At 70.6% G+C, this 17,254-nt stretch carries 14 protein-coding genes; 4 read left to right on the top strand and 10 right to left on the bottom strand.

The window, feature by feature from the left end; translation table 11 throughout:
* Positions 1–143: 143 nt before the first annotated feature.
* On the top strand, positions 144–1,766 hold the full coding sequence (gene rny, locus OHB01_RS21755; protein ID WP_142650541.1) for a ribonuclease Y: 1,623 nt from the start codon (positions 144–146) through the stop codon (positions 1,764–1,766).
* 278 nt (positions 1,767–2,044) lie between these two features.
* Here the strand turns inward: rny and OHB01_RS21760 are convergent, their stop codons facing one another.
* A complete protein-coding gene (locus tag OHB01_RS21760) occupies positions 2,045–3,808 on the bottom strand; it encodes an LVIVD repeat-containing protein (RefSeq protein ID WP_240971911.1) in 1,764 nt (587 codons plus the stop codon).
* Between the two features lie 240 nt (positions 3,809–4,048).
* Here OHB01_RS21760 and OHB01_RS21765 point away from each other — a divergent pair, with 240 nt between their 5' ends.
* Positions 4,049–4,717, top strand: coding sequence for a DUF305 domain-containing protein (locus OHB01_RS21765; protein ID WP_147943544.1), 669 nt, complete (start codon positions 4,049–4,051; stop codon positions 4,715–4,717).
* Between the two features lie 10 nt (positions 4,718–4,727).
* Here OHB01_RS21765 and OHB01_RS21770 read toward each other — a convergent pair whose 3' ends face one another.
* From OHB01_RS21770 to OHB01_RS21800, 7 genes are all read right to left on the bottom strand, one after another.
* Positions 4,728–6,806 (bottom strand): S9 family peptidase, encoded by a 2,079-nt coding sequence (locus OHB01_RS21770; protein ID WP_328853901.1) that lies wholly within the window; start codon positions 6,804–6,806, stop codon positions 4,728–4,730.
* Positions 6,807–6,859: 53 nt separating this feature from the next.
* Positions 6,860–7,597, bottom strand: a complete 738-nt coding sequence (locus tag OHB01_RS21775; protein ID WP_328709520.1) for a transporter substrate-binding domain-containing protein — start codon at positions 7,595–7,597, stop codon at positions 6,860–6,862.
* 79 nt (positions 7,598–7,676) lie between these two features.
* Positions 7,677–8,555: an amino acid ABC transporter permease gene (locus tag OHB01_RS21780; RefSeq protein WP_142650546.1), complete on the bottom strand. Its 879-nt coding sequence runs from the start codon at positions 8,553–8,555 to the stop codon at positions 7,677–7,679.
* The gene (locus OHB01_RS21785) at positions 8,552–9,223 is read right to left on the bottom strand and encodes an amino acid ABC transporter permease (RefSeq protein WP_142650547.1); all 672 of its coding nucleotides are present in this window, start codon (positions 9,221–9,223) and stop codon (positions 8,552–8,554) included. Before OHB01_RS21785 ends, OHB01_RS21780 begins: the two co-directional genes overlap by 4 nt.
* A 35-nt stretch (positions 9,224–9,258) precedes the next feature.
* Positions 9,259–10,092 (bottom strand): glutamate ABC transporter substrate-binding protein, encoded by an 834-nt coding sequence (locus OHB01_RS21790; protein ID WP_142650548.1) that lies wholly within the window; start codon positions 10,090–10,092, stop codon positions 9,259–9,261.
* Positions 10,093–10,137: 45 nt separating this feature from the next.
* Positions 10,138–10,893, bottom strand: coding sequence for an amino acid ABC transporter ATP-binding protein (locus OHB01_RS21795; protein WP_142650549.1), 756 nt, complete (start codon positions 10,891–10,893; stop codon positions 10,138–10,140).
* A 173-nt stretch (positions 10,894–11,066) separates the two neighbouring features.
* Positions 11,067–12,482: a sensor histidine kinase gene (locus OHB01_RS21800; protein WP_142650550.1), complete on the bottom strand. Its 1,416-nt coding sequence runs from the start codon at positions 12,480–12,482 to the stop codon at positions 11,067–11,069.
* Positions 12,483–12,759: 277 nt separating this feature from the next.
* Here OHB01_RS21800 and miaB point away from each other — a divergent pair, with 277 nt between their 5' ends.
* Positions 12,760–14,280 (top strand): tRNA (N6-isopentenyl adenosine(37)-C2)-methylthiotransferase MiaB, encoded by a 1,521-nt coding sequence (gene miaB / locus OHB01_RS21805; protein WP_142650551.1) that lies wholly within the window; start codon positions 12,760–12,762, stop codon positions 14,278–14,280.
* A gap of 265 nt (positions 14,281–14,545) precedes the next feature.
* On the opposite strand, the gene OHB01_RS21810 is transcribed toward miaB, so the two are convergent.
* Positions 14,546–15,376, bottom strand: coding sequence for a hypothetical protein (locus OHB01_RS21810; protein WP_147943541.1), 831 nt, complete (start codon positions 15,374–15,376; stop codon positions 14,546–14,548).
* Positions 15,377–15,605: 229 nt separating this feature from the next.
* Between OHB01_RS21810 and OHB01_RS21815 the strand changes: the two genes are divergently transcribed.
* Positions 15,606–16,556, top strand: a complete 951-nt coding sequence (locus OHB01_RS21815; RefSeq protein WP_142650553.1) for a ribonuclease Z — start codon at positions 15,606–15,608, stop codon at positions 16,554–16,556.
* Here OHB01_RS21815 and OHB01_RS21820 read toward each other — a convergent pair.
* Positions 16,529–17,224, bottom strand: a complete 696-nt coding sequence (locus OHB01_RS21820) for a class III extradiol dioxygenase subunit B-like domain-containing protein (RefSeq protein ID WP_328709522.1) — start codon at positions 17,222–17,224, stop codon at positions 16,529–16,531. The genes OHB01_RS21815 and OHB01_RS21820 overlap by 28 nt on opposite strands.
* Between the last annotated feature and the right edge of the window lie 30 nt (positions 17,225–17,254).

Genomic DNA, 17,254 nt, shown 5'->3' on the forward strand with positions numbered 1-17,254 from the left:
GACATTGACCGGCCTCCGGGCCATATCGGCCGCCCCTTGGGGCGTCCGGGCATTGCGACGATATTTGTCCTGGTGACGCCACCGGGCGCTGCCGTGCTGCGCGTGTGACCTCTGCCAATAGTTGTCGTGAGGGGTGAGCGCGCATGGACACGATCGTGATCGTTCTTGCGGTTGCGGTAGTGCTGCTGGCTCTCGTGATGATCGCCGCCCTCGTCATAGTCATGCGCCGCACCGGCGTCGTCGCACCGTCCGGCCCCTCGCCCGAGCAGCTCGCCGAGGTGAAGGCCGAGGTCAACGAGGAACTCGAACAGGCCAGACGCGAGGCCGAGGAGATCCGCACGAAGGCGGAGCGTGACGCGGGGGAGATCCTCAAGAAGTCGGAGACACTCGCCGAAAGCGCAGCGCTGATGCGCAAGGAGGTCGAGGAGGAGGCGCGGATCCTCAAGACGGAGCTCAAGGAACTGCGCTCCGACCTCGAGCGTCGCGAGAACCGGCTTGCTGAGCGTGAGCAGCGGCTTGACGAGGAGGCGCGCAGACAGACGGAGCGGGCCCGCAAGCTGGCCGAGACCGAGACCGAGCTGGCCGACCGCCGTGAGGAGCTGGAGCGGGTGGCCGAGCGGCGGCAGGAGATCCTGGAGCGGGTCGCCGGCCTGACGGCCGAGCAGGCCAAGGCGGAGCTGGTCAAGGAGATCGAGAACCAGGCCAAGCGCGAGGCCGCGCTGATCGTCCGGGAGATCGAGAGCGAGGCCCGGAAGGAGGGCGAGAAGCGCGCCTGCAAGATCGTGACACTGGCGGTGCAGCGGGTCGCCACCGAGCAGACGGCCGAGTCGGTGGTGAGCGTCCTCCACCTGCCCGGCGACGAGATGAAGGGCCGCATCATCGGCCGCGAGGGCCGCAACATCAGGGCGTTCGAGTCCACCACCGGGGTCAATCTGATCATCGACGACACGCCGGAGGCGGTGCTGCTGTCGTGTTTCGACCCGGTCCGGCGGGAGACGGCCAGGCTGACGCTGGAGAAGCTGGTGCTCGACGGCCGGATCCACCCCCAGCGCATCGAGGAGGCGTACGAGCGCAGCAAGGCCGAGGTGCGGGACCTGTGCGTGCGCGCGGGAGAGGACGCCCTGGTCGAGCTGGGCATCACCGAGATGCACCCCGAGCTGGTCACGCTGCTGGGCCAGCTCCGCTATCGCACCTCCTACGGCCAGAACGTGCTCAAGCACCTGATCGAGTCGGCGCACATCGCCGGAATCATGGCCTCCGAGCTGGGGCTCGACCGTGACCTCGTCAAGCGGTGCGCGCTTCTGCACGACATCGGCAAGGCGCTCACCCACGAGGTCGAGGGCAGCCACGCGATGATCGGCGCGGAGATCGCCCGCCGGTACGGCGAACACGAGGACGTCGTCCACGCCATCGAGGCGCACCACAACGAGGTTGAGGTCAAGACCGTCGAGGCGGTCCTCACCCAGGCCGCGGACGCGATCAGCGGCAGCCGCCCCGGTGCCCGGCGCGAGTCCCTGGAGGCGTACGTCAAGCGGCTGGAGCGTCTGGAGGAGATCGCCCAGTCGTACGACGGTGTGGACAAGGTCTTCGCCATGCAGGCCGGCCGGGAGATCCGGGTGATGGTCCGGCCCGACAACGTGGACGACATCCAGGCCCAGGTCATCGCCAGGGACGTCGCCAAGCAGGTCGAAGAGGAGCTGACCTACCCCGGCCAGATCCGCATCACCGTGGTCCGCGAGTCCCGTGCCACGGAGTTCGCCCGGTAAGCCCCATCTGAGAGCCTCACCCCATGAAGCCCCGGCAGGTACGCCTTGCCCGGTGCCGCCTGCCCTGCCGGGGTCGCTCGGCGACGCCCCGTCCGCTCCCCACCTTGCCCGGTAGGCGGCGCCCCTCCGGTGAGCATCGCCGCGTGAAGCCTCGGCCGGCATAGTCCCGGCCCTCATGCCCCACAGCCCGGGGCACCCACGGTGAAGGGCCCCCGTCCAATGCTGGACGGGGGCCCCGGTCGTGCGGGGACTGCCCCGGTGGGGCGCCCCCCGTCGGCTCAGGCCTTGAGGCTGAGCGCGTCGGCGAGGTCGTTGAGCGCCTTCGCCAGCGTCGCCTGCGCCTTGACGGAGGTGTCGAGCTGGTGGGAGACGGCCCGAAGCTGCGCCACCGCGGCGTTCTTCTGTGGCCCGTTCGTGAACTGCTCGGCCCGGTCGACGAACTTCTGTACGTTGTCGGCGGTGTTCTTCTTCATGGTGCCGGTGCGCAGCGCCTGCGCGTAGTAGGCGCGCACCAGCGGGAAGCTCGCCGGCCACGTCACCCGAGGCTGCTGCTGGGTGTTGAACCGGTCGAAGGTGGCCGTGGCAGCCGCGTCGATCTCGGCCTGGTCCAGGTGCTGGCTCGCGGTCAGCTTGAACGCGTCGATCCCGCGGGCGATCTCGCTGCCGTATACGTTGCCGTTGTAGTAGTACGCGGACCAGAAACCGCCGAGGAGCAGCGAGGTCGCGCTGACCGGGCCGCGGTCGAAGTACGCGATCTCGTGCGGGTTGGCCGAGTCGGTGAAGTCGAACACCGAGACGCCGCCCTGATACCAGGCCTGGACCATGATGTCCCGGCCGGGCACGGGAACGAGCGACCCGTTGTGCGCGACGCAGTTCTCCTGGTTCGTCTGCGGCACGGGCAGCTTGTAGTAGCTGCGGAACTTCAGCTTGCCGTCGACGATGTCGAAGATGGCGTCCGCGCCCCACGAGGGCTCGTCGGTGACACGGCACCGCGCCCCGGTGCCGCCGCCCCACTCGTCGGTGAAGACGACCTTGGTCCCGTCGTTGTTGAACGTGGCCGAGTGCCAGTAGGCGAAGTTCGGGTCCGTCACCGCGTCGAGCCGCTTGGGGTTGGCCGGATCGGAGATGTCGATCAGGAGGCCGTTGCCCGCGCACGCCCCGGCCGCGAGCCCGATCTCCGGGTAGGCCGTGATGTCGTGGCAGTGTGTCGTGACGGGCGACGGCGACCAGGACGAGCCGGACGGGTGCTGCGGGGACTGCGGGGCGTTCTGGAGACCGTTGATCGCCCCGGTCTCCGGATCGGTGAACAGGCGCGGTGTGGAGACGACCGCCGCGGTCTGCGGGGCCGCCAGCGGCACCTTGATGACCTCGATACGCCACTGGGACGTGTTCGGGTCGGTCGCCGCGGTGTTGGCGCAGCCCGCGAGCTCCGAACCCGACCGGACGCTCGCCGTGCCCTGCACGTAGACGTACACGTTGTCCGGGTCGTTCTTGCCGGTCACCAGGGTGTGGGTGTGCGAGCCGCGGCAGGTCTGGACGGCCGCCACCTGGACCGGCCTGCTGATGTCGCTCACGTCGAAGATCCGGACGCCGCGGAAGCGGTCCGGGTTGACCGTGCCGCTCGCGCCCTGCGTGCCGCAGTCGATCCTGCCCCGGGTCTCCTCGACCGACATGAACAGCAGGTTGCCGTACACCGACAGGTCGCCCTGGCCGCCCGGGCACACCACGGACGTGGTCAGCACCGGATTGGAAGGCGTCGAGATGTCGTAGATGTTGAAACCGGTGAAGTTGCCGACGAACGCGTACTTGCCGCTGAAGGCCATGTCCGAGTTCGCGAACGACGAGTTGCCCGGGCTGGAGGCCTGATAGAAGCCTTCAGGCTTGTCCCGGTGGGCCAGGAGTTCCAGCCCCTGGCTCGCCTGCTGAGCGTCCAGCCAGCCTGCTCCCAGGCCGGTTCGTGGATCGGCGTCGTCCGCCATGGCCGTGGCGGGCAGGAGGCCCACCAGGACCGCCCCTGCGGCGACGACTCCGATCTTCCTCAATCCAGCACGCCCCCAACGTGCTGCCGCACGACTGATTCTCAAGGGTCGCACCCCTCCTTTTCTGATCTTGCCGGCGTGACCCATTGCGACGTGCGACAGATCTCGGGGCCCGGCCCGACCCAAAAGATCTACGCGGCGTTTGGGGGACACTAACTGAATATGGGGCGAATGTGCTATACCCCTTCACATCCTCCGGTTTGGCCGGTATCCCCCCAACCGCCGACGAAGCGAGCGCAGGCCATGATCTCCTCCCCGTCGTTACGGCAGCTTCTCGCGCTCGCGCTGGCCGCCGCCGCGATCAGTGCCTGTACGGCCGAGACCGCCGCACCCCCCGCCACGGTGAACGTCGTGCAGCCGGGGGCACCGGGACAGGGCAGCAAGGTCTTACCGGCCGGTGAGGTGCCGAGCTCCGACAGCAGGGAGTACACCGACGCCGACGTGCGGTTCATGCAGGGGATGATCCGGCATCACTCGCAGGCCCTGCGCATGACCGCGCTCGTCGCCGGGCGCAGCGAGAGCAGCGACCTCCCGCGTTTCGCCAAGCGGATCGAGATCTCCCAGCAGGACGAGATCGACCAGATGGTGCGCTGGCTCAGGGCCCGGCTCCAGCAGGTGCCGAGCGTGGGCTCCGGCGGGGGACACGACCACGGCGGCGGGGAGCTCATGCCCGGCATGCTCAGCGAGGCGCAGTTCGCCGAGCTGGAGCAGGCCAAGGGAGCGCGGTTCGACCGGCTCTTCTACGAGTACATGATCCAGCACCACCTGGGAGCGCTGACCATGGTGGAGCGGCTCTTCGGTGACGGGGGAGGCGAGGAGTCGGAGATCAACCAGTTCGTCACCCATGTCGATGCGGACCAGCGCATCGAGATCGACCGGATGCGCACGCTTCTCGCCGGGACGGACGGATGACCGGCTCCGCTCAGCGGAAGATCTGCAGGTAGAACGACAACTCGGCGGCGAGCGCCGCCGCTCTGGTCTCCAGCCGCCGGAATCCGTGGGCCTCTCCCTCGAAGGTCAGATAGGTGCAGGGCACGCCGCGCGCCAGCAGGCGCTCGGCGAACGCCCGCGACTGGGCCGGCGGCACCACCGGGTCGGCGAGCCCCTGCATGAGCAGCATGGGGCAGTTCACCCGGTCGGCCCGGGCCAGCGGCTCGCGCTCGCCATACCGGTCCTCGGGGCCGACCAGCCACTCCACATAGCGCGACTCGAAGTCGTGGGTGGCCGCGACGAGCGGCCCGAGCGCGCTGACGCCCGCCACCGAGACGCCGCCCGCGAAGACGTCCGACGCGCCGCAGGCGGCCATGACCGTCCACCCGCCCGCGCTCGCGCCGCGTACGGCGATCCGCGCGGGGTCGGCGAGACCTTCCACGACCAGCCACTTGGCCGCGGCGATCACGTCCTCCACATCGGTCACGCCCCACCGGCCGCGCAGGCGCTCCCGGTAGGCCCGGCCATATCCGCTGGATCCGCCGTAGTTGACGTCGATCACGCCGATGCCGCGGCTGGTGAAGAACGCCTTGTCCAGGCTGAGCTCGCTCGTCGCGTGCCCGGTGGGCCCGCCGTGCACGAACACGACGTAGGGCGCGCCGCCCTCATCCGGCTGTCGCGGCGGATACAGGTACGCGTGGACGCGGACGCCGGGCGCCGCCCCGAACTCGACGGCACGAGGCGTGGGAAGAGCATCGGCGGGGACGTCGTCGATCTCCCGGCGCAGTTCCTCGGCCCGAGCCACCCGAGCGGCCCGAGCCACCCGAGCGGCCCGAGCCACCCGAGCGGCCAGGGCACCAGGGCTACGGTCGGCGCGGTCGTCGGCCGGGTCTCCGGGGCTCAGATCGGCAGGTCGGTCGAGGCCGCTCCCGCCGTGGTCGGCCTCGCCCTCGCCGCGGTCGGCATGGCCGTCGGCGGGGTCTCCGGGGCCTGCGGTGGTGTCGATCCGGACGACCGAACGCGGCGCGCCCGCCCGGTAGCCGAGGCCGACGAGCACGTCGCCGTCCGCGTCCAGCATGGGCGCCCAGCCCTGGAAGGGGACGTCGAGATCGGAGAGCGTACGCGTCTCCGGGTCGAGGACGCTCAGGCGCAGGTCGCCGCGTCCGTGCAGCACGGCGAGCCGCCCGTCGCCCAGCACGGCGTACGGCAGGCCGCCGAGCTGCCACAGCGGGCCGGTGAACTCCTCCTCCGCCGGGCAGAGGGTCTCGCACGACGAGCCGGTGATGTCGGCCCGGTAGAGGTTCCACCAGCCCGACCGATCGGAGACCGCGTACAGGCGCCGCTCGTCGCACCACACCGGCGCGAGGACCGACTCGGCGGTGCCGCCCAGCACCGTCCGCGTGGCGCCGTCGGACAGCCGCGTGACCCGCAGCTCGGTGCCGGTCCAGGGCATGTGGGGATGGTTCCAGCAGATGTAGGCGAGGTGCCGGCCGTCGGGGGACGGCGTGGGCGAGGCGTAGAAGTCGCTGCCGGTGACCACCTCGGCGATCTCGCCGCCGATCGGATCAATGGCCACGATCGAGCGGGTGACCTTGGCATCGTGGTGGTGGCGTTCCCGGACGCACCACACCCGCAGACCATCCGCGCCGTCCTGGACCCGCAGGTCGGCGTAGCGCAGCGTGCCGGGCTCGTCGGGCTCCGGCGTGACCGGAGAGGGCCGCTCCACTCCCGGGCCGCCGCCGGTGCGCGGCCTGGCGAGATAGAGCCTCTGGTCGGCGTGGTGCGCGAAGACGATCCCGTGGCCGGGGACGACGACATAGGACCGGCCGCCGTACTCGTGCACGCGCGTACGGGCGTCCCAGGGCGCGGGGAGCAGGTCGGTGAGGGAGCCGTCGGCGGCCCGGTGGACGACGGTGCGGCGGCCGCCCTCGGCGGGGCGGTCCTCCTCCCACCACGTCTCCCCGCCCAGCACGGTCGGGAAGCCGAGCCGCCGGCCGGCGCGTGCGACGTCGGCGGTGGAGATGGACGACGGCCGTGGCGAGAACGGCCTCGGGCCAGGCGTGGGGGGCATGACCGCATCCTGCCGGACGAGCCCGCTTCCGGGGGCGTGAATGCGGCAACGCGTCAGTCGAGGGACGGGGGAGTGGTGTAGCGGGTGGCGAGCGCGCCGAGCTGGTCGATCACCGTACGCTTCCAGGTGCCGTCGTCGAACATCCGGCGCAGCGCCTCCTCGACCTGGTCGCGCAGCGCGGGCGTCTCGGCGGCGATGCCGTACTTCTCGGTGGCCAGGGACCCGCCGCTGAAGCGGAACCTGCCGGGATACTGCGCCGACAGCCCGGCGAGCACGGGGGCGTCGGCCACGATCGCGTCGGTCCTGCCGGAGGCCAGCAGCGGCGCGCAGGCCGCGGGCAGGTTCGCCTCGGCGAGGAAGACCTGGCGCCAGCGGGTGCCGAACCGCTTCACGAGCGGCCCGGCGGACTCCCGGGTGGCGCAGACGCGTTTGCGGGCGAGGTCACGCGGGCGGCGGATGGACAGGTCGCCGGCCCGTACGAGGATGTCGGTGCTGGTGACGAGGTAGGGGCCGGCGACATACCGGGAGCCCGCGGGGCCGGTGGCGCCGACGACGAGATCGGCCCGCGTGGGGTCGAGCGTGTAGACGACCTGGTCGTCGCGGTAGCCGAGCGCCCTGGCGACGTATTGCGCGACCTCGATGTCGAAGCCGCTGTAGCGGCCGTCGGGGAGCCGGGTGACCAGGCCCGGCTGCCCGGAGCGCACGCCGACCACCAGCGTGCCGGCGTTCCCGCATCCACCGGTCAGGAACGCGGCCGCAAGGACGCCGACCACGGCAACGCCACGCCACACGCGCTCAATATCGAGGTCGAGCCTGTCCCCCCGCCAGCAGCGACACGGCAAAGCTCCCTTTACCCGGGACTCCCGCAGGTCAGCGCATCAGCGCGACCTCGCCGCCCGCGGCCGCCTCGGCGGCGGCCGGGTCGGCCGCGACCTTGCGGCTGCGCCTGCTGCGCCGTTCCAGCCAGTTGGCGAGGTAGCCAAGCGCCAGGTTGATCATGATGTAGACCGTCGCGATCACGATGACCGAGGGGATGAGGTTGGCGTAGTTGGCCGGCACCACGCGGGCGCCCGCGTTCAGCAGGTCGGCGTACGCCACGACGAACCCGAGCGCGGTGTCCTTGAGCAGCACCACGAGCTGGCTGACGATCGCGGGCATCATCGCGGTCACCGCCTGCGGCAGCAGGATCAGCCGCATCACCTGGTTCTTGCGCAGACCGATCGCGGATCCCGCCTCGGCCTGGCCGCGCGGCACGGCGAGGATGCCCGCGCGCACGATCTCGGCCAGGACCGACCCGTTGTAGACCGTGAGACCGAAGACCACGGCCGCGAACTCGGTCACGACCAGCCCGGCGAGGCTCCCGCCGTACTGGGCGAAGAAGATCAGCATGAGCACCGGGACCGCGCGGAACGCCTCGACGACCACCCCGGCCGGGATCCGCACCCAGCGGTGGTCCGACAGACGGGCGATGCCGAACACGGCCCCGAACAGCAGCGCGAGCACCGCGGCGAGCGCGGCGGCGACCAGCGTGTTGAGCAGCCCGGGCAGGATCAGCTCGGTCCAGGTCTCGCCCCGCAGGAACGGCTCCCACAGCTTGCCGTCCCACTGGCCCTTCTCGTCGAACTTCGTCCAGACGAAGTACGCCACCAGCAGCAGGACGACGCCGAACACGAGGGTCAGCACGTTGTTGCGCAGGCGGGCGCGCGGGCCCGGGACGTCGTAGAGGACGGTGGCGCCGCGTCCGCTCATCGGATCACCGCCAGGCGCCGGGCCAGCCGGCCGGACAGCAGGTTCAAGGGGAGGGTCAGCACGACGAACCCGGCGGCGAAGCCGAGGAAGATGGGAATGATCGCGTCTCCGTGGGCGTCGAACAGGTTCTTCATCCGCAGCGCCGCCTCCATGACGCCGATCGCCGCCGCTACCGTCGTGTTCTTGACCAGGGCGTTCAGCAGGCTGCCGAGCGGAGCGATGACCGTGCGCACCGCCTGGGGGAGGATCACCAGGCGGAGCGTCTGCAGGAACGTCAGCCCGATCGCCCGGGCCGCCTCCGCCTGCCCGAGCGGCACGGTGTTGATCCCGGACCTCACGACCTCGCACACGAAGGCGGAGGTGTAGGCGGACAACCCGATGATCGACAGCCAGAAGCTGTTGAGCGACAGGTCGTCCCGGGAGAACTGGACGCTCATCACCGTGCCCAGGCCGAGGCCGCAGAACACGATGATGAGCGTGAGGGGCGTGTTACGCAGCACGTTGACGTACACCGCGCCCGCCCCTCGCAGCACCGGCAGCGGACTGACGCGCATGGCCGCCAGCACGATCCCCCAGACCAGCGAGATCACCCCGCTGACCACCGTGAGCTTCACCGTCAGCCAGAACGCGCCGAGGATGACGGGAAGCTCGTCGACGACGGCCTCCACCGCCGGCCTCCTCTCAGTGCCGCTTCCGCGCCGTCCTAGTAGCGGTCGACGGCCGGCGGCGTGGTGAAGTACTTGCCGAACTCGCCGAGGTTGGCGTCGAGGGCCGCACGCCAGCTGCCGTCGTTGAAGAACTTCTCGATGGCGTTGTTGATCGCGTCACGGCCGGCCTTGTCGTCCTTCTTGATGCCGATGCCGTACCGCTCCTCGCTGAACGGCTGGCCGATCAGCTTGAACTTGCCGGGGAACTGGGCGGCGAACCCGGCGAGGATCGTCGCGTCCGTGGAGATGGCGTCGACCTGGTTGTTCTCCAGCAGCGGCAGGCAGGCGCCGTACCCCTGCTGCTGGGTGAGGTTCTTGGACTCCCACTCGGGCCCGAACTTGTCGGCGAGCCGCTTCGGCGACGACGAGCCCTGGGCGCCGCAGACCTTCTTGTCCTTGAGGGACTCGACCCCGGTGATCGAGGTGTCGTCGGCGCGGACGAGGATGTCCTGTCCGGTGACCAGGTAGGGCCCGGCGAAGGAGATCTTCTGCTTGCGCTCGTCGGTGATGGAGTAGGTCGCGACGACCATGTCCACCTGGCCCTGCTGGATGAACGGCTCGCGGTTGGCCGACTGGGCCTCCTTGAACGTGATCCCGCTCTCCGGCACGCCGAGTTCCTTGGCGACGTACCTCGCCACGTCGACGTCGAATCCGCCGTAGCTGCCGTCGGGCTTCTTCAGCCCCCAGCCCGGCTGGTCGATCTTGATGCCGACCACGAGCTTCTTGTCGTTCTTGGCCTTGTCGACGATCGAGTCCGCACCGGAGTTGCCGCAGGCAGTCAGGCCGGTGGCCAGGGCGGCCAGCGCGAGCAGGCCGGCTCCGAATCGCATCCGCGTCACCTTTCGCTTCTTGTGGAGCTTGTCGTGAGCTGGGATCTAGTGAGTGAGGATCTTGGAGAGGAAGTCGCGGGCGCGCTCGGTGCTCGGCTGGGTGAAGAACTCCGAGGGCGACCCCTCCTCGACGATCTGGCCGTCGGCCATGAACACGATCCGGTTGGCCGCCCGGCGGGCGAAGCCCATCTCGTGGGTCACGACCATCATCGTCATGCCGTCCTTGGCCAGACCGGTCATCACGTCGAGCACCTCCTGGACCATCTCGGGGTCGAGGGCCGAGGTGGGCTCGTCGAAAAGGATCATCTTGGGGTCCATCGCCAGCGCGCGGGCGATGGCCGCGCGCTGCTGCTGGCCGCCGGAAAGCTGGGCGGGATACTTGCCCGCCTGCGTGGCGATGCCGACCCGTTCGAGCAGTTCCATGCCCCGCTGCTCGGCCTGCTGCCGGGCGACCTTGCGCACCCTGGTCGGGCCGAGCGTGACGTTCTCCAGGATCGTCTTGTGCGAGAAGAGGTTGAAGGACTGGAACACCATCCCGACCTCGGACCGCAGGCGGGCCAGGGCCCGGCCCTCCGCGGGCAGCTCCCGCCCGTCGAAGACGATGGTCCCGGTGTCGATAGTCTCCAGCCGGTTGATCACCCGGCACAGCGTGGACTTGCCGCTGCCGGACGGGCCGATGACGACGACCACCTCGCCCCGGCCCACGCTCAGGTCGATGTCCCTGAGCACATGCAGGGGACCGAAATGCTTGTTGACTCCCTCCAGTCTGACAAGCGGGTCGGAACCACTGATCTCCGTCATGGTCAACAACGTAGGGGGGTCAACGTCGCCGCGTCACTAACGGAGCGGTACCGAATAGATCACATCCCGGCTGCTCAGGACATCACTCCCGGTTTGTCCGTACGGCTCCGGCGGCCGGCGGTGGGACGGGGCTCATCGGGGCCGGAGAGCGGCTTGATCGACTGACGGGGAACTCACCGAATGACCGGAAAGCTGAAAAGGCCGGCATGACCGGTGCCGTGCGAACTGCGGCCGGAGGTCTGCGGCGCTTCGCGGACGGGCAGGCGCAGGACGAACCGTGCTCCCTTTTCGCTGTCCTGGATGGTCAGCGTGCCGTGATGCGCTTCCGCGATCTCCCGTGCGATCGCCAGCCCCAGCCCGGTCCCCCCGGAGTCTCGGTCGCGTGAGGCGTCCAGCCGGGTGAAGCGGTCGAAGACCCGTTCCCGGTGTTCCGGGGCGATCCCGGCGCCGTCGTCGAGGACCTCCAGCGTCGCCGTCGGCCCGTCGGCCCGCACGCTGACGGTGATCAGCGAGGTGGCGTGCCGTTCGGCGTTGTCGAGCAGGTTGACCAGGAGGCGGGTGATCCGCAGCGGGTCGCAGTCGACGAACACGTTCCGCCGGAGATCCCGCACGATCCGCATCCGGTAGTCGTGGCGGTCGAGCTCCTCGCCGACCAACCGGCCGAGGTCGGTCGCACTGAGGTCGAGCGGTGCGCGGGCGTCCAGCCTGGCCAGGGTCAGCAGGTCGGTCACGATCGCCTGGAGCCGGTCCACGCCGGTGAGCACCGCCCCGGCCATCCTCGGCCAGTCGGTGTCGTCCGGATGCATGAGGGCGTCTTCGAGCTGCGTCCGCATGGCGGTGAGGGGGCTGCGCAGGTCGTGCGAGGCGTCCGAGGTGAACTGCCGCAGTTGCTTGTACGCGCCTTCGAGCCGGTCGAGGGTGTCGTTCACCGTTCCGGCCAGGAGGTTGATCTCCTCCTGGTTGTCGCACGCCACGGGGACCCGGCGGTGCAGATGGGTGGCGGTGATCTCCGCCAGTTCCGTGCGGATGGCGTCCACCGCGGTCATGTCCCTCTTGACCACGTGGAAGGTCCCGGCCGCCGTCATCGCGGTCGCGAGCAGGGACATGCCGATCGCGAAGGACAACGCCGCCGTGTTCCCGAACCAGGGGACGGTTGGAACCGCGATGTAGAGGAGCCACGGCCCGTCCGGCTGATAGACCTTGTACGAGAAGACGGTCATGCAGTCCTTCAGCCCGGCGGGAGGGCACAGCACCCGTTCGGCGTGCACGCTCGCGCTGGGCGCGCGGAAGGTGGCCATCGGGGGCTTGTGCGCGAGTTGCGGCGTGGACGCGACGACCTGTCCCTGCGTGTTCAGGACCTGGATCGCGATGTCGCGGCCCGCCGGCAGCATGGAGGGGAGGTATCCCTCCCTGATCAAGGGCACCGTGCGGTCCCACGCCCCGGTGGCCCGGTCCCGGGCCATGTCGGCGTCCTTGCTGCCCACGACGAAGAGGAAGAGCAGGCTGACCCCGGTGCAGACCAGCGCTGCGGCGATGGAGTAACCGACCGTCCTGCGGACGAGAATGGATGATCGGTTCCAGTTGGGCATCGTTTCGGCCAATCGGTGGGGAGCGTTGGTTTCTGCCCTCACAAGGGCACCACATAGACATGAATGACTCAATAAAACGAAACTTTCCGTTGTTACAAGCCTGGGTAATGAAAGAAGCGAGCCGGGGTCATGACGGCGGCTCCGTGTCCACGATTGGGTCCGCGATTGGGTCCGCGCCCGGCATGGTCCGGCAGGGCTCGCCATGCGTCACGTCGCAGCCGGGTGTGCGACGTTCGGGTACGGGCAGGGGCGGCGAAGCGCCTACCCTGGTAGTGCGATGACTGCGACCACACAGACTGCGACGACCCAGGGCGCCGAAAGCGCGGCCCGGACCTACGAGGTGCGGACCTACGGCTGCCAGATGAACGTGCACGACTCGGAGCGGCTGTCCGGGCTGCTGGAGGACGCCGGATACGTCCGCGCGGCCGAAGGCGACACGCCGGACGTCGTCGTGTTCAACACCTGTGCCGTACGCGAGAACGCCGACAACCGGCTCTACGGCAACCTGGGCCACCTGAGACCGATCAAGATGGCCCGCAAGGGCATGCAGATCGCGGTCGGCGGGTGCCTGGCGCAGAAGGACCAGGGCGAGATCGTCCGCCGGGCCCCGTGGGTGGACGTGGTCTTCGGCACTCACAACATCGGGTCGCTGCCGGTGCTGCTGGAGCGGGCCCGGATCGCCGAAGAGGCCCAGGTCGAGATCAAGGAGTCCCTGGAGACCTTCCCCTCCACGCTGCCGAGCCGCCGCGAGTCGGCGTACGCGGCCTGGGTGGCGATCTCGGTCGGGTGCAACAACACCTGCACGTTCTGCATCGTGCCGTCGCTGCGCGGCAAGGAGAAGGACCGCCGTCCCGGCGACATCCTCAACGAGGTGCGCACGCTCGTCGACCAGGGCGTCCTGGAGATCACCCTGCTGGGGCAGAACGTCAACACCTACGGCGTGGAGTTCGGCGACCGGCTGGCGTTCGGCAAGCTGCTGCGGGCCTGCGGCGACATCGAGGGCCTGGAGCGGGTCCGCTTCACTTCGCCCCACCCGGCCGCCTTCACCGACGACGTGATCGCCGCCATGGCCGAGACGCCGAACGTGATGCACCAGTTGCACATGCCGCTGCAGTCCGGCTCCGACCGCATCCTCAAGGCCATGCGCCGGTCATACCGGTCCGAGCGCTACCTCGGGATCATCGAGCGGGTCCGGGCCGCGATGCCGGACGCCGCGATCTCGACCGACATCATCGTGGGCTTCCCCGGCGAGACCGAGGAGGACTTCCAGCAGACCCTCGACGTCGTACGGCGGTCGCGCTTCGCCAACGCGTTCACGTTCCAATACTCCATCCGGCCCGGCACCCCCGCCGCCACGATGGAGGACCAGGTGCCCAAGGAAGTCGTCCAGGAGCGCTACGAGCGCCTGGTCGCCCTCCAGGAGGAGATCTCCTGGGAGGAGAACAAGAAGCAGGTCGGCCGCACCCTGGAGGTGCTGGTCGCCGAGGGCGAGGGCCGCAAGGACGACGCCACCCGCCGCCTGTCCGGCCGGGCGGCCGACAACCGCCTCGTCCACCTCGCCGGCGAGGCCGCCGCCGACGCGCGCCCCGGCGACATGGTCACGGTCGAGGTGACCTATGCCGCGCCGCACCACCTGGTGGCCGACAAGGTCCTGTCCGTACGGCGGACCCGCGCGGGCGACGCGTGGGAGGCCCGGCAGGCCGCTCCGCAGCGGGGCAACGCGGTCAGCCTGGGAATGCCCACCATCGGGCGTCCCGCTCCGCTGCCCGCCGAGCCGTCCGCCTGCTCGGCCGTCTGACGCGTCGGGTCCGGCGACGGCCGGGTCACCGGGCGTTCAACGGGGGTCACCGGCCGCGCCGCTGAGCGGAGCACCGGGCAGGCCGTGGGCCGGCCCGCTGGGCGAGTCAGTGGCGCGGGTCAGGCACGGGCCAGGTCGCCGGGCAGGTCACGCTCCCGGATGCTGGGCCGGCCGTCGGGCAGGTCAGGGCAAGGGCGCGGGTCGGGGCACGCTCCGGGACGCTGGGCCGGCCGCTGATTCCGGCCATCGCGCGGGCACACGACGTTCACTGGCCGAGGGCGCGCAGGACGTCGTAGCAGTAGGCGCGCCGCAGTTCGTCGTCGAACTGCAGGCAGGGGTCCTCGACCCGGGTGCTCGCCGCGCCGGACGGGTCCGTGTCCCCGGCGCTCTTGGACGCAGCGCTCTTGGACGCGGTGTTCCCGGCTTTCGTGGTCTCGGCCATCGTGGCGTCGCTCGTGGAGCCGCGTGCGGTCTGCTGCCGGGCGTCCTGCGGAGCCATGCGGGCCGGTCGCGGCTGCCGCGCCTCCCCGGGCAGGCCGTCAGCGGAGTCGCCTCCGCCGCCCTGTGACGACGAGGACGTCGAGGGCGTCCGGGACCCGGAGGAGGGGCGCGCCGCCGGGGCGGGACGCCGGGACGACCGTGACGATTCGATCTCGCGGCCGGGCGGTGGTGCGTCGCGTCGATGCGCCCGCGGCTCCCGAACCGGCTGTTTTTTCACCGGCTGCCCCTTTTTCGGGTCGTTTCCCGAATTGTTCTCCGCGCCGTCTCGCGTGACCGCTTCTCCGGTCTCGTCGTGATGTCCGGCCGCGCGTTCCGGTTCCGTTTCCGGCAGCTCGGACGCATGATCGGGCGGTGCGGTTTCCGACGGGAAGAAGGGGTCGGCGGCGGGCGATCCCGGCACCGGACGTGCCGGTGTGGCCGCGGCGCCCAGGTCGACGGCCACCGGCGGGGCGGGCGGGGGCGCGGGGGTCCGACCGGACAGGACGGCCAGCACGACGCCGAGCCCGGCGACGGCGATCACGCCGACGACGCCCGTGAGGGCGAGAACGGGGTGACCTTCGCGGCGGTGCCGCGGGGTTGGGGAGAAATCCGGCAAGGTCGTGATCTTCCGTGCGGCGGGCAGTCGTTTCCGATTTCTCAGTCTGCCCGCCGCATGTGAATTCCCGCGGCGGTTCCGCCGATTACCGGGGACTCCAAATATGCCGACGGCCATTGTCGCGAAAAATGTCCCTGATATTAGTGAGTGAGGCAATTTCCATAGAAACGCCGCGTACGACCGATGCCTCCGCACGCGGCGGTTGCCGGACACGTCCTAGCATCGCCGTGTGTCCGTTCGTGAACTGGTCGTCCTCGGCACCTCCAGCGCGGTGCCCACGCGTCACCGCAACCACAACGGTTATCTGCTGCGCTGGGACGGCGAAGGGTTCCTGTTCGACCCGGGCGAGGGCACCCAGCGGCAGATGCTGCACGCCGGGGTGAGCGCGCACGACATCACCTGGATCTGCGTCACGCACTTCCACGGCGACCACTGCCTGGGAGTGCCCGGCGTGGTCCAGCGGATCGCCAGGGACAAGGTGACCCACGAGGTGCGGGCGGCCTACCCCGCGAGCGGCGAGACGTACTGGGGCAGGCTGCGCAACGCGTCGGCCTTCGCCGACACCGACGTGATCGCGCCGCGTCCGGTCTCCGGCGAGGTGACCCGGTGGCCGGCGGGACCCGTGACGCTGACCGCGCGGCCGCTGTCGCATCCCGTCCAGTCGTACGGCTATCGCGTGGACGAGCCGGGCGGACGCCGCATGCTGCCCGGCGAACTGGCCAGGCGGGGCGTGCGCGGACGGATGATCGGCGAGCTTCAGCGGCACGGCTCGCTGACCCTGCCCGACGGCACGACCGTCACGCTCGACGAGTGCAGCGCCCCCAAGCCGGGCCAGAGCGCCGCCTTCGTGATGGACACCCGGATGTGCGACGGCGCGTTCGCCCTGGCCGACGGCGTCGACCTGTTGGTGATCGAGTCGACCTTCCTGTCGGACGAGAGCGCGCTGGCCGCGCAGTACGGGCACCTGACGGCGGCCCAGGCGGGGCGGATCGCGGCGGCCTGCGGGGTGCGGCGGCTGGTGCTCACCCACTTCTCCGAGCGCTACACGACGGCGGACGAGCCGCGCTTCGTCGACGAGGTGCGCACGTCCTACGCCGGGGACGTCGTGACGGCGCGCGACCTCATGCGCGTCCCCGTGCCGAAGCGCGCGGACTACCAGGCCCAGCGGGCGGCGAAGTAGCCCACGCCGTACGGCGCGTCGTCATACATCAGCTCGCAGGCGGCGGGTGCCGTCCGGGCCGCGCCGCCGAGGACCTGGAGGGCCGCGCGGCCCGCCGCCCACAGCTCCCGCGCCTCGCCGGGGTCGAGGCCCAGCAGGCGGCCGGCGTCGCCAGAGGCGAGCGCGGCGGCGATCACCTCGTCGTACGGCACCGCGCCGGGGTGGATGTAACCCGGCGCCTTCTCGGTGCGCCTGGCCGAGCCGTCGCCCATCACCAGCAGCGCCACCCGCCCCGCCGAGTCCGCCAGGCGGCGGCCCAGCGCGGCGCACTCGCCCGGCGGGGCGTCGAACCCGACCGCCTCGAACCGCAGCGCGGGCAGGTCGCCTCCGGACGACGCCTGTTCCAGCAGCCAGCGGCCGATCGTCAGCGACAGGGGCAGGACGGGATCGCCCGGGCCGACCCGTACGTCCGGGCCCCACGGGCGCAGCGTCCCCGCGGCGTCGCCGGGGAAGGACGCGGTGGCGTCGGCGCCGCCGGCCACGGCCAGCACGTCGGCGCGGGCGTCGAGAAGCGAGCCGACCGCGGCGGCGCAGGCCGCGCGAAGATCGTCGAGTTCGGGTGCGGCGGCCCCGGCGACCTGCGGGACGAGCAGCGGAGGATGCGGGCAGACGGCAGCGGCGACCAGCACCCGATCACCCTACCCCGCCCGGGCGCGCGC

The sequence above is a fragment of the Microbispora hainanensis genome, from assembly GCF_036186745.1.
Classification (GTDB): Bacteria; Actinomycetota; Actinomycetes; order Streptosporangiales; family Streptosporangiaceae; genus Microbispora.

Bases quoted from the DNA above. Each gene is read 5' to 3' on its own strand.
- OHB01_RS21795 (WP_142650549.1), bottom strand. From the start codon at position 10,893: ATGACGGAGATCAGTGGTTCCGACCCGCTTGTCAGACTGGAGGGAGTC.
- OHB01_RS21780 (WP_142650546.1), bottom strand. From the start codon at position 8,555: ATGAGCGGACGCGGCGCCACCGTCCTCTACGACGTCCCGGGCCCGCGC.
- OHB01_RS21790 (WP_142650548.1), bottom strand. From the start codon at position 10,092: ATGCGATTCGGAGCCGGCCTGCTCGCGCTGGCCGCCCTGGCCACCGGC.
- miaB (WP_142650551.1), top strand. From the start codon at position 12,760: ATGACTGCGACCACACAGACTGCGACGACCCAGGGCGCCGAAAGCGCG.
- OHB01_RS21800 (WP_142650550.1), bottom strand. From the start codon at position 12,482: ATGCCCAACTGGAACCGATCATCCATTCTCGTCCGCAGGACGGTCGGT.
- OHB01_RS21765 (WP_147943544.1), top strand. From the start codon at position 4,049: ATGATCTCCTCCCCGTCGTTACGGCAGCTTCTCGCGCTCGCGCTGGCC.
- rny (WP_142650541.1), top strand. From the start codon at position 144: ATGGACACGATCGTGATCGTTCTTGCGGTTGCGGTAGTGCTGCTGGCT.
- OHB01_RS21770 (WP_328853901.1), bottom strand. From the start codon at position 6,806: ATGCCCCCCACGCCTGGCCCGAGGCCGTTCTCGCCACGGCCGTCGTCC.